Source organism: Vreelandella venusta (assembly GCF_044809155.1).
GTDB lineage: Bacteria > Pseudomonadota > Gammaproteobacteria > Pseudomonadales > Halomonadaceae > Vreelandella > Vreelandella venusta_B.
Window position 1 is genome coordinate 18,126 of record NZ_CP085241.1, and the last position, 11,933, is coordinate 30,058.

11 protein-coding genes and 1 other RNA gene are annotated in these 11,933 nt (G+C 56.4%); 7 read left to right on the top strand and 5 right to left on the bottom strand.

Going from position 1 to position 11,933, the window contains the following annotated elements; all coding sequences use genetic code 11:
* Positions 1-22: 22 nt before the first annotated feature.
* Complete coding sequence (locus LG301_RS00080) at positions 23-736, bottom strand: 3-deoxy-D-manno-octulosonic acid kinase (protein WP_404472368.1); 714 nt, start codon at positions 734-736, stop codon at positions 23-25.
* Here LG301_RS00080 and LG301_RS00085 point away from each other — a divergent pair.
* From LG301_RS00085 to waaA, 3 genes are read left to right on the top strand one after another with little or no spacing between them, the layout of a single operon-like run.
* On the top strand, positions 735-1,832 hold the full coding sequence (locus LG301_RS00085) for a glycosyltransferase family 9 protein (protein WP_404472370.1): 1,098 nt from the start codon (positions 735-737) through the stop codon (positions 1,830-1,832). The genes LG301_RS00080 and LG301_RS00085 overlap by 2 nt on opposite strands.
* Complete coding sequence (hldE, locus tag LG301_RS00090) at positions 1,822-3,252, top strand: bifunctional D-glycero-beta-D-manno-heptose-7-phosphate kinase/D-glycero-beta-D-manno-heptose 1-phosphate adenylyltransferase HldE (RefSeq protein WP_404472372.1); 1,431 nt, start codon at positions 1,822-1,824, stop codon at positions 3,250-3,252. The genes LG301_RS00085 and hldE overlap by 11 nt, the downstream gene beginning before the upstream one ends.
* Entirely contained in the window at positions 3,252-4,541 is a 1,290-nt protein-coding gene (gene waaA / locus LG301_RS00095) for a lipid IV(A) 3-deoxy-D-manno-octulosonic acid transferase (protein ID WP_404472374.1), read from the top strand. Before hldE ends, waaA begins: the two co-directional genes overlap by 1 nt.
* Here the strand turns inward: waaA and rpiA are convergent.
* A complete protein-coding gene (gene rpiA / locus LG301_RS00100) occupies positions 4,533-5,207 on the bottom strand; it encodes a ribose-5-phosphate isomerase RpiA (protein ID WP_404472376.1) in 675 nt (224 codons plus the stop codon). The genes waaA and rpiA overlap by 9 nt on opposite strands.
* A gap of 161 nt (positions 5,208-5,368) precedes the next feature.
* Here rpiA and ilvA point away from each other — a divergent pair, with 161 nt between their 5' ends.
* Complete coding sequence (ilvA, locus tag LG301_RS00105) at positions 5,369-6,883, top strand: threonine ammonia-lyase, biosynthetic (RefSeq protein ID WP_404472378.1); 1,515 nt, start codon at positions 5,369-5,371, stop codon at positions 6,881-6,883.
* A gap of 413 nt (positions 6,884-7,296) precedes the next feature.
* On the opposite strand, the gene LG301_RS00110 is transcribed toward ilvA, so the two are convergent.
* The 3 genes from LG301_RS00110 to LG301_RS00120 form a co-directional block, all read right to left on the bottom strand.
* Positions 7,297-7,944: a 5-formyltetrahydrofolate cyclo-ligase gene (locus tag LG301_RS00110; protein ID WP_404472380.1), complete on the bottom strand. Its 648-nt coding sequence runs from the start codon at positions 7,942-7,944 to the stop codon at positions 7,297-7,299.
* Positions 7,945-7,950: 6 nt separating this feature from the next.
* A non-coding RNA gene (gene ssrS / locus LG301_RS00115) (6S RNA) lies at positions 7,951-8,133 on the bottom strand.
* A 42-nt stretch (positions 8,134-8,175) separates the two neighbouring features.
* Positions 8,176-8,484, bottom strand: coding sequence for a cell division protein ZapA (locus LG301_RS00120; RefSeq protein ID WP_404472382.1), 309 nt, complete (start codon positions 8,482-8,484; stop codon positions 8,176-8,178).
* 167 nt (positions 8,485-8,651) lie between these two features.
* Between LG301_RS00120 and LG301_RS00125 the strand changes: the two genes are divergently transcribed.
* The 3 genes from LG301_RS00125 (at position 8,652) to ubiH (ending at position 11,907) form a co-directional block, all read left to right on the top strand.
* On the top strand, positions 8,652-9,230 hold the full coding sequence (locus LG301_RS00125; RefSeq protein ID WP_404472384.1) for a UPF0149 family protein: 579 nt from the start codon (positions 8,652-8,654) through the stop codon (positions 9,228-9,230).
* Positions 9,231-9,266: 36 nt separating this feature from the next.
* Positions 9,267-10,607 (top strand): Xaa-Pro aminopeptidase, encoded by a 1,341-nt coding sequence (gene pepP / locus LG301_RS00130; protein ID WP_404472386.1) that lies wholly within the window; start codon positions 9,267-9,269, stop codon positions 10,605-10,607.
* A gap of 73 nt (positions 10,608-10,680) precedes the next feature.
* The gene (ubiH, locus tag LG301_RS00135; RefSeq protein WP_404472387.1) at positions 10,681-11,907 is read left to right on the top strand and encodes a 2-octaprenyl-6-methoxyphenyl hydroxylase; all 1,227 of its coding nucleotides are present in this window, start codon (positions 10,681-10,683) and stop codon (positions 11,905-11,907) included.
* Positions 11,908-11,933 lie beyond the last annotated feature (26 nt).

Consider the following 11,933-nt stretch of genomic DNA (forward strand, 5'->3'; position numbering starts at 1 on the left):
CGCTACCTATATCTAATCCATGTTAGGTCTTTTGGTTATACCCTGTCTTTATGACGTGAATAGTTGAGCCTGCTTGCAACTTCTCCAATGAGCGAGCTAGCCGCTTCAAGTTTCGCTTTTGCCACGTACCTGCCGTACGCAGCCGGCAGCGATCCAAGTCAATCAGCCAAGGTTCGCCGTTAAGATCGATTAAGATATTGCGAGCGTTAAGGTCTACATGATCAAGCCCTGCCTGATGGAAGCGCTTGATCATCACCCCTACACGCCTCAATAACGCTTCATCTGCCGCATTATCAGAAAGCAACGATGCCAGAGCCTGGGCACCAGGAATGCGCACGGTTATCAGCGCTGCCTCATAAGTGAGGCCAAAACGGGTGACGCAGCAGGCGACTGGGCGAGGCACCGGCAAGCCCTGTTCATAGAGCATAGCGGTTAAGCGCAGCTCACGAAACGCTCGGGTGCGCTCTCTCCCAAGCCATAAGTATCGCTTATGACTGAGTTTAGCGACCAGCCCACCCCGGCGGTAGGGGCGCAGTACCCACTGCTCGTGATCACTAGCCTGTAAAAACAGACTGCTGCCCCGCCCAGGCGCTTCACCAACGATGAGTCCCTGCCGACGCCAGTACTTCTCTTCAAACAGCGTTGGGTTGAGTTGGTGTGATGTGGACACGTCACTTAAACTGTCTACATCGTGTAAAATCAGCCCATTTTTCTGCTGGAGTGCCGCTAAGCGCATGAAGCCCTCTCTGCCTGCTCAACCTAACCATATTGCCATTTTGCGCCTCTCCGCTCTGGGAGACGTGTGCAATCTCGTGCCCACGGTGCGGGCCTTGCAGCGCCAGTGGCCCCAAACACGCATTACCTGGATTATCGGCAAGGGGGAGCACAGTTTACTGGCGGGGCTTTCTGGGGTCGAGTTTGTTGTATACGACAAATCGACGGGGCTTTCAGGCATGCGTGCCATCTGGCGTGAGCTGGCTAAGACCCACTTTGACGTGCTGCTACACATGCAGCAAGCCATTCGCGCCAGCGTGCTGTCACTGGGTCTCAAAGCTAACGTGCGAATAGGGTACGACAAAGCCCGCGCCAAAGATGCCCAACACTGGTTTACCCAGCGCCAGCTTATGCCGCATCCCAATGCCCATGTGCTGGAGTCGTTTATGGACTTCGCTCGCTTGCTGGGCGTAGAAGACGACCGTTTGGAGTGGAACCTGGCGGTTCCCCCCGTTGCGTATGACGAGGCACGAGCCATCAGTGGCGATGGGCCTTATATCGTCATTAACCCCTGCAGCAACGCACGGCTACGTAACTTTCGAAACTGGTCAGTAGAAGGTTATGCAAGCGTCATAGAGCACGCCTGGGTGCGGCATGGCCTAAAGAGCGTATTGACCGGCGGGGGAAGCTCCCTCGAGCGTGAGGTCAGCGACCAGATTGAAGCGCTATGCCAGCCAGGTAGCGTGATTAACGCTATCGGCGGCACTTCCTTAAAAGGAGTGCTGGCACTGATCGATAATGCCCGGGCAGTGATTGCCCCGGATACCGGCCCTGCCCACATGGGCAACGCTATGGGTACGCCGACGCTTGGCCTCTATGCCACCACTAATCCGCAGCGGGCAGCGCCTTATTTATGGCGCGATTTTGCCGTCAATGCCTACCCCGATGCAGTGCGCACGTACCTACATAAATCGGTAGAGGAAGTGAGCTGGGGGCAGCGGGTGCGCCATGCCGATGCAATGGATCTGATCAAAGTTGATGATGTAATTACGAAGCTAGACGCGCTGCTGGCGCATACCGCAGCGCAGCCAACAACAGGACCCATGGATGAAAGTTGATTTAACCGCACTGGAGCACGCCCGCGTGCTGGTGGTGGGAGACGTTATGCTCGACCGCTACTGGCATGGTGGCACAACGCGTATTTCACCCGAAGCGCCGGTGCCAGTTGTGCGTGTTGAGAACGCGGACGACCGCCCGGGCGGCGCGGCCAACGTAGCGCTTAATGTGGCCTCCTTGGGCGGTCATGCTGCTTTAGCAGGCGTTGTGGGCGAGGATGAGAATGCTGAGCTGCTGGTGTCGCGTTTAGCGGCTTCAAATGTAAGCACTTACTTTCAGCACAGCCCTGATGTTCCCACCATTACAAAGTTGCGGGTGATGAGCCGCAACCAGCAGCTGCTGCGTCTGGATTTTGAGCAGCGCCTCAACGGTGTCGACACGACGGCGCTGCTGGAGCACGTCGAAAAAGCGCTGCCTGAGTGCGATGTGGTAATTCTTTCTGATTACGGTAAAGGCACGCTCAACCAGGTGGAGGCGCTGATTGCGATGGCCCGCGCCCAGGGTAAACGGGTGCTGATTGACCCCAAGGGGCAAGACTTCAGCAAGTACCGCGGCGCCAGCTTGATCACCCCCAACGTAACCGAATTTGAAGCTGTTGTTGGGCTATGTGCCACCGATGAAGAACTAGCCCAACGCGGTGAGGTGCTGCGCAGCGAGCTTGAGTTGGAAGCGCTGCTGATTACCCGTAGTGAAAAAGGCATGACCCTCATTCGTGAAGGTCACGCTCCGCTGCACCTGCCCACCCGCGCCCAGGAGGTGTTTGACGTAACCGGCGCGGGCGATACGGTGATTGGCTTGATGGGCCTTGCCTTGGCGGCCGGCCACGCGTTCCCGGAAGCCATGATGCTGGCCAACCTAGGCGCAGGCCTTGTGGTGGCTAAGCCGGGAACGGCAACGCTCTCGATAGCAGAACTCTACACCGCTCTGCACGGTGACAAGTTGGCGGAGTTCGGGGTGATTGACCCAGTACCGCTGGTCGAGGCCGTGCGTGCAGCCCAGCTGCGCGGCGAGCGCGTCGTCATGACCAACGGCTGTTTCGATATTCTTCATGCAGGCCACGTGGCTTATTTAGAACAGGCCAAACGCCTGGGGGATCGGCTTATCGTGGCAGTGAATGACGATGCTTCGATTGGCCGTTTAAAAGGCCCTAAGCGGCCAATCAATCCGCTTAACCGTCGAATGCAGGTGCTGGCAGGCTTAGGCGCCGTCGATTGGGTCGTGCCCTTTAGTGACGATACGCCCCAGGCACTTATTGAAACCGTTTTGCCGGATATTTTGGTGAAAGGTGGCGACTACCGTCCAGAAGATATTGCCGGTGGCGAAGCGGTGATGGCCAACGGTGGCGAGGTGAAAGTACTGGGCTTTGAGGATGGCGTGTCCACCACGGCGATGATTAGCTCAATCCTGGATCGCGAAAGCTAATGGCAGCCTCTTGCTGGCCAAGGTTGGCCTATTCTGCGGCGCTCTATCTACTCTCCCCGCTGATTGGCTGGCGTATTTGGCGAGAGCAAGTGCTTACTTACTCTCGCTTGCAGCGGCTTGGCATACGCTTAGGTTCGCTTCCTTCTACACCGCGCATTTGGCTGCACTGCGCCTCGGTGGGGGAAGTGCGCGCTGCCCGCCCGCTAATAGAGGGCTTGCTGGCGCGTTACCCCAAGCACAGCCTGCTGCTGACCACCATGACCGCAACCGGCGCTGAGCAGGTGCGGGCGATAATGAGCGAGCAAACCGCGCCGGATCAAACAAGGCTTGCCCACTGTTTCCTTCCCTTGGATTTTCCGGGGGGTGCCAAGCGCTTTATGACGCGCGTGCAGCCTTCGCTTGCCATTCTGTTTGAAACCGAGCTGTGGCCCAATTTGCTGAATGCTTGCCACCAGCAAGCGGTACCTGTTGTGGTGGTCAACGGCCGCTTATCACCACGCGCCTTTGCGCGCTATCAGCGCCTACGGCCGCTGATGGCGAGCGCGTTAGCGAATGTCACGTGGGTGGCCGCAAAATCGGCCGCCGATGCCGAGCGCTTTCAAGCGCTCGGCGCGCGGGCCGAGAGCACGACGGTGGTGGGGTCGTTAAAATTTGAGCTTGCCCGCCAGGATAAAGCGATTGCAGAGAGTGAGCGCTTACTTCGCGAGTGGGGGAGGCGGCCTGTATGGGTAGCCGGTTCCACGCGTGAAGGAGAAGAAGCGCTGTTGTTAGACGCACATCGCAAGCTATGTCAGCGTTTTCCTAATGCGCTGTTGGTTATCGTGCCGCGTCACCCTCAGCGCTTTGAGGAGGTAGCAAACCTCTGCACTGCGGATGGGTGGGTACTCAGCCGCCGCAGCCAGCAGCAGCCCGTTACGCCTCAAACGCAGGTCTACCTGGGGGATACTCTAGGGGAGCTGGCAACGCTGTATGCAGCAGCGCATGTGGCCTATGTTGGCGGTAGTTTGGTGCCAGTGGGCGGCCATAACGTGTTAGAGCCTGCTGCGTTAGCCAAACCAGTGCTGTGTGGCCCTTCGCTGGAGAACTTTAGCGATGTGGCAGAGCCGCTGCTAGCAGCAGGCGCATTAAGTGTAGTGGAAACAGCGGACGCCTTGGCCAACGCGCTGTCAGAGCTGCTAGCACGGCCTCTACGTGCCCAGCAAATCGGGCAGGCGGGGCGAGAGGTGATTGAGGCCCACCGAGGCGCGCTGGCGCGCACGCTTGATGGGCTCAGTCAGTGGCTAACGTAACGCAGTTCGCTCTACGCCGTCTGCCTTGCCTAGCAGCAGGACATCCGCACCGCGCTGGGCGAATAAACCGTTCGTTACCACACCTACGATAGCGTTAATACGCGCCTCCATTGAGGCAGGATCGTCGATCATAAAATCAAAGCAGTCGATGATTTGATTGCCGTTATCGGTGATAACCCCCTGCCGGTAGACGGGATCTGCGCCTAGTTTTACCAGCTCTCGAGCGACGTACGAGCGCGCCATCGGGATGACCTCAACCGGCAGCGGGAAGTTGCCAAGCTGACCGACATATTTAGAGCCGTCGGCAATGCAAATAAATCGCTTGGCACAGGCGGCGACGATCTTTTCCCGGGTCAGCGCTGCGCCACCCCCTTTAATCATTTGTAAGTTAGCGTTTACTTCGTCTGCGCCATCGATGTAAAAAGGTACATCGCCAACATTGTTTAATTCGAATATCTCGATACCTAGCGCTTGTAGGCGCTTAGCACTGGCTTCCGAGCTGGCAACAGCGCCTTTGAAACGGTCACGCAGCGGGCCTAAACGATCAATAAACAGGTTGGCCGTTGAGCCGGTACCAATTCCCAGCACAGTGTCTTTTTCGAGATGAGGCTCAATCTCTTTAATCGCCGCGTCAGCTACCGCTGCTTTCAGTTCATCTTGGGTCATCGTGTTTTTCCGCGTCAGGGTTAGGCAGTGCTGCCTAGTATAACGGCCTTGACGCCCACTGCCGATGGAAACGCCGCTAGACGCCGCTAGGCGTAATCTGCTACCAATAAGGGCTTTGCCCGCATCCTGTTAGGGCCACGCTATTTTTCTGGGAATTCCGCATGCTCGAAGCAACCGTCAAAAAGATCCTCCAAGCCCGCGTTTATGAAGCCGCTTGTGAGACCCCTATTTCACCCGCTCCCTTTTTGTCGCGTCGTTTCAATAACCAAATTTTGATTAAGCGCGAAGACCTTCAGCCAGTATTCTCTTTTAAGATTCGTGGTGCTTACAACAAAATGGCCCAGCTATCTGAAGAGCAGAAGGCTAAAGGTGTGATTGCCGCATCAGCGGGAAATCATGCCCAGGGGCTAGCCATGGCCGCCAAGCTGATGGGTGTGAAAGCGGTTATTGTGATGCCGCGTATTACGCCCGATATCAAAGTTCAGGCAGTGCGTGCCCGCGGTGCCAAGGTCATTTTGAAAGGTGACGCCTTCGCTGCTGCTGCCGAGCATGCCCAAGAACTCATTAAAGAGCATGGCTACACCTACATTCCTCCGTTTGATGATATCGATGTGGTCGCAGGCCAGGGCACTATCGGGGTGGAAATTCTGCGCCAGCACAGCGGGCCGTTAGACGCGATTTTTATCCCCGTAGGCGGCGGCGGGTTAATCGCAGGCGTCGCGGCATACGTGAAGTATTTACGCCCAGATATCAAAATCATCGGCGTAGAGGCTGAAGATAGCGCTTGTTTGAAAGCCGCTTTGGAAGCCGGCGAGCGAGTGGTATTAGACCAGGTAGGTGTGTTTGCGGAAGGGGTGGCCGTTGCGCAAATTGGTGAAGTGCCTTTCTCGTTGGTGCGCGACTTGATAGACGAGGTCATTACCGTTAATACCGACGAAATGTGCGCGGCGGTGAAGGATATATTTGAAGATACGCGCGCGGTGGCGGAAACCTCGGGTGCACTCTCCTTGGCAGGCCTAAAAAAATACGTGCAGCAAACCGGTGTTGAAGGCCAAACGCTGCTGTGTATCAACTCGGGAGCTAACACCAACTTTGACCGCCTTCAGCATATCGCCGAGCGTACCGAGCTTGGGGAGCAGCGCGAAGCGATCTTGGCGGTGACGATTTCCGAAAAACCAGGCAGCTTTAAAAAGTTCTGCCGCACCCTGGGTAAGCGCATGGTGACTGAGTTTAGCTATCGCTATGCGGATAATAGCGAAGCGCATATTTTTGTGGGTGTTCAAGTTAAACCGGGTGGAGAAGATCGTCAGGCGGTGATTGATAAGCTCCGCGAAGGGGGCTACCAAGTAGAAGACCTTACCGATAACGAGCTAGCGAAACTGCATATTCGTCACCTGAGTGGCGGCCGCCCTAGCGAGCGCTTTGAAGAAGAGCTTTACCGTTTTGAATTTCCCGAGCGCCCCGGCGCGTTGATGAACTTCTTAACCCAGTTGCCCCATGACTGGAATATTTCGCTGTTCCATTATCGTAATCACGGCGCCGCCTACGGTCGTGTGTTAGTGGGCATGCAGGTGCCAAACGGGGATCGTATCCATGTGACTGAATACTTGGATGCCATTGGTTACCGTTACTGGCAGGAAAGCGATAACCCAGCCTATCGTTTGTTTATGGCTTAATTGTAAGTGAGTATTCACTAACGCGTTGAGGGAGAGCAGCCAAGCAATTCAAACACAACAAAACGTTTAATTGACCGTCAAAAATAGCGCTTATCGCAGTTGTCAGTAGGTCTCTATAGCCCTATAGTCATGAGCGAAATTAATACAGTGTGTCTCCTTTCCAAAGGTAAAGCCTTGGCGACGCACTGAGGGGTTTTGGGCAACTGCGAAAGACGTTGGAGAAGAGGCATGCGGCGGAAGAAGCCTGATATGGTGATGGCGTTAACAGTGGTTTTTTTACTCGGCGTACTCGCCACTGGATATGCGCAAGCGGTGTCGGGGAGCTAATTCACTACATGACCCCGCAGCGTATTCGGCATAACGCTGCTGCACCTATGGTATTAAACGTGTTGAAAGCGGGCTGGCTCATAGAGTCAGCCCGCTTTTTTTGGGCGCACTGTCGACTGGTCGCTAACGACCGCGCTGAGCGGGATATCCCAGGGTTCCACGGGAAGCGCTTCTACCTGTTGGCAGGCATGGGCCACGCCAATGAGTGTAGGCGCAGGTCCTGGGCGACGCATAAAGGCGAGGCTACGGTCGTAAAAGCCGCCGCCCATGCCCATACGGTTTGCACGAGCATCAAAACCCACCAGTGGGACAATCAGCGTATCCAATGCCCAGGCAGGTAACCGATGGCGTTTTTTAGCTGCAAAGCGTGGGCATGGCTCGGCAATGCCAAAGCGGTTTTTAACCATCGGTGTTGTGGCCCGGTAAGTAACAAACCAGAGACTATTGGCACTAAAAGGGCGCAGCACAGGTAGATAAATCTCGACATTACGCTGGCGTAGCCAAGGCAGGAGCGGTGTTGGGTCAATCTCACCATTCACCGGTAGATAGAGACTAATGCGTTTAGCACGACGAATTTCGGGCAGTCGCTTTAGCCGCTGACACAGAGCAATGGCCGCCTGGCGCTGTTGATAAGGAGAAAGTGCGCGTCGTTTCTGCTTAAGCTCACGCCGCAGGGTGCGCTTATCATCCCAGCGCTGAAAAGAGGTGATATAACAAGAAGAGAGGTCGTGCATGACAAAGTGTTCCCCAGAGTGCCGCTGTCGTTCTGGCCCTGAACCTACTGGTTCAGGTGGGTGGCCGCAGCCAGACCGTCAGGCTTTCCGACGCACGGACATGCACACGGGCCTGGCTAGCATTTGGCCCCCTGGGTACTGCGCATAGGCTCGAGGGACTATAACGACTGGCGTACACCCCAGAGAACACCGCTATCCTACCAGAGCCTGGGCTAATGCCAAAGTATCGCGTTAAGGTTCTTCACCCCGTCGCGTGTTGGCCAGTGCCTTTTCAAGCCGATCATTCAAGCGGCTGAGGTTCGCTTCGCTGGCGCGGTGTTCGTCTAACGTTTCCAACAGCTCGTGGGTGATATTGAGCGCCGCCATGATGGCTATGCGTTCACTGCCCAGCACGCTGCTTTGGGAGTGAATGCCCTGCATGGCGCGGTCTAAATAGCGAGCAGCGCGCTCAAGCTTGGCTTCTTCACCGGTGTCGCAGGCAATTACATAGTGGCGACCCAGTAGGGTGACTTCTTTCGTTGGCCGCTTAGCGTTACTCATCAAAGACTCCAGCACCGGTCATTTTGTTGGCCGATGCGTTAACATCACTGCATAGAAAGGATAGACGGCATCCACTATAAGAGAGCCGCTTATGCGGGGTCAACGCGAAGGCACTGACCGCTGTCGTAACGTATTTTTCTTTAATTAAGCTAACGCGAGTTATCACCATGTCTCTTATTGATGAGCGCCAGGACTTTTCTGATGTTGCAGATGTGTTTCTTTTGCATGGCAGTATGCAGTCCCCGGCCTTTTTAGATGGCCGCCTATCGGCCCTGTTGGCGCTGCGCGATATTACTGCCCAAGCGTGGTTGGAAGAGGTCTGCCTCAGCTTAGGCGTTGAACAGCCCCGTGACGCCGCCAGCGCAGAACGCTTGCTCGGCTGGCGAAAGCAAACGTTAGGCGCACTGAGTGCCAGCGATTTGAATTACGCGCCGCTGCTGCCGGATGAGTTGTTTTCATTAGCCGAACAGGCTCAAGGCCTAAAAGAGTGGACACTAGGCTTTATGGAAGTGGTCGAAGATGTCGCCGACGACACGTTGCGCGAGCGCTGGTCGCAAACCCTGCGTGAAGCCATCGAGGATTTGGCAGGGCTTGCGCAGATCGAAACCGATATCGACGATAGCTCAGAAAACGAGAATGACCTATTTGCGCTGACTGAGCATGCGCGTATGGCGGCCATGCTGCTGTATACCGAACAGCACCCCGGCATGCCCCAGGTTGAGCAAGCTGACGCCCCCGTTCACTGATCTCTGCCTTTTCCAAACGTCTTGACAGGAGCTGTTATGTTGCCTGAGTTACTGCCACGTCCCGCCGCGATTGAACCCGCTGAGTATCAAAAGCGGCGGGAAGCGCTGATAGCGCAATTGCCGCACAATGCTGCCATGGTGGTGCCGGGGGCGTCCTTGGTCACGCGCTCTCACGATAGCGAGTACGCGTTTCGCCAGCAGAGCGACTTCTACTACTTAACCGGCATTCAAGAGCCAGACGGTCTGTTAGTGCTGTTGCCCAGCCGCGAGGAGGGGCAAAGCGTGGTGTTTTGCCAAGACCGTGAGCCCACTCTAGAAGCCTGGACGGGAAGGCGGCTGGGCGCCCAGGGTGTCGAGCGCCTGCATGGTATTGACCAAGCGTATGAAAATGCCCACCGTGATGAACTGTTGCCACGCCTATTGGAAGGCCGTGAGCTGCTCTACGTACCGCTGGATAATCCTGACGCCCTCAGCATCGCTGACGACGCATTAGGCCATGCTCAGGCAGGCTTGCGGCGGGGCAAGCCTGCACTAAAAGGCTGGCTGGATAGCCGTCCGCTCATTCACCAAATGCGTTTGATTAAGAGCCCGGCAGAAATCGCGCTGCTACGCCACGCCGCGGCTATTTCTGTCCAGGCCCATGCACGGGCCATGCGGGCCTGCCAGCCGGGGTTAAGTGAGTATCAACTTCAGGCAGAGCTTGAGCATGAATTTAGGTTCCAAGGAGCCAGCGGGCCAGCCTACAGTACGATTGTGGGCGGTGGCGCGAACGCTTGCGTACTGCACTATATTGAAAACAGCGATGAGCTAGAGGCCGATACGCTGGTGCTGATTGATGCCGGCGCCGAGTTCGATCTCTATGCTGGCGACATTACGCGCACCTTCCCCGTTAGCGGACGCTTTAATGATGCCCAGCGGGCGCTCTACCAAGTGGTGTTAGACGCCCAGGTGCGTGCTGTTGAAGCCGTTGCTCCCGGCGCTACGCTGGCCGATATCCATCAAGGCGTTGTGCATGACCTGACCGCCGGCCTGATTGCGCTGGGGTTGTTAGAGGGCGAAATTCAAGCGCGTATAGATGATGAGAGCTATCGGCGCTTCTACCTGCACTCCACTTCTCACTGGTTAGGGCTGGATGTTCACGATGTGGGCACTTACCGGCTTGATGAGCAAACCCCGCGCCCGCTAACGGAAGGCATGGTGCTGACCGTTGAGCCCGGGCTCTATATACCTGACGAAGACGATATACCCACGGCTTATCGCGGCATGGGCATTCGTATTGAAGACAATGTCGTGGTGACGTCCGCGGGGCATGAGGTGCTGACCTCTGCGGTGCCTAAACAGGTAGCAGAAATAGAGCAGTTAATGGGCAATAAATAACCCGTCTTAAACACGTTGTTTCTGCATTATGTAATTTACGTTACGGTTTACGTTAAGAGTTCAGGAGAGGCCAATGCAAAGCGCTAAGCAGGAGAAACAAACGCTCAGCCACGATATCGTGATAGTCGGCGGTGGCCTGGTAGGGGCAAGCTTAGGCTGTGCATTGGCGCCGCTGATTGAGCGTTACGGTTGGCGTGTGGCGATTATTGAAGCGGCGTCGTTGCCTGAAAACGCACAGGATATGCCCTGGCAGCCTAGCTTTGATGCCAGGGCTAGCGCCATTGCCGAAGGCTCTGCCCAGCGCTTTCGCCAACTAGGCGTGTGGGAAGCCATGCAGCACGAAGCAGCCCCCATTGAGCGTATTCATATTAGTGAGCGTGGGCGCTTAGGCGCTGCACGGTTAAGCGCCAAGGAGCTGGGTGTGACAGCACTAGGGCATGTCATCCCCAATGCGTGGATGGGGCGCGTGCTTCATCAGCAGCTCCAGCGGTTACCCATTGAGTGGTACTGCCCAGCGAAGGTTGACCAGCTAACACCGCAAGCCTACGGCCACCACTTGGTGCTCTCTGACGGGAGTGAGCTAACCGCCGCGCTAACGATTTTGGCAGACGGCGGTCGCTCCGGCCTTAAAGAGCAGCTAGGTATTAGCAGCCGCCGCCACTCCTACGACCAAACCGCACTGATCGCTCATGTTGGAGTGAGTCAACCCCATCAAGGCGTTGCCTATGAGCGTTTTACAGCAGAGGGCCCCATTGCGCTGTTGCCGTTACCCGGCCAAGCCATGGAACTCGTATGGACCCACGCCAGCGGCACCGAGCAAGCGCGGCTAGCCTTGTCTGATCGGGCGTTCTTGCAGCAGCTGCAAAACGCCTTTGGCGACCGCGTTGGGCGTTTTACTCGGGTGGGAGAGCGTTACAGCTACCCCCTTTCGCTGATCACCGCTGAAGAGTCCGTTCGGCCTGGGTTGGCGGTGCTGGGCAATGCGGCACATGCGCTTCATCCTGTCGCAGGCCAGGGGTTCAATCTTGCGTTACGCTCGGTGATAGATTTGGTAGAGGCGTTGGAGCAGGGGGCTGAACACCAGCGGGCACTGGGTGATATGCCCACGCTGCTTGCCTTTGAACAGCGGCGCGCTCGGGATCGGGCCAACGTTATTCGTTTCAGTGACGGCCTGGTGCGCCTATTTGGTTACTCATTACCCCTGTTGCCGCATGCACGGGCGGCGGGGTTGATTGGGCTGAATCTGGTCGGCCCGCTACGCCGTGGCCTCGCGCGCCGGGCAATGGGTCTTGAGCGTTGATTTTACGAAGCCATTAAGGAACATGC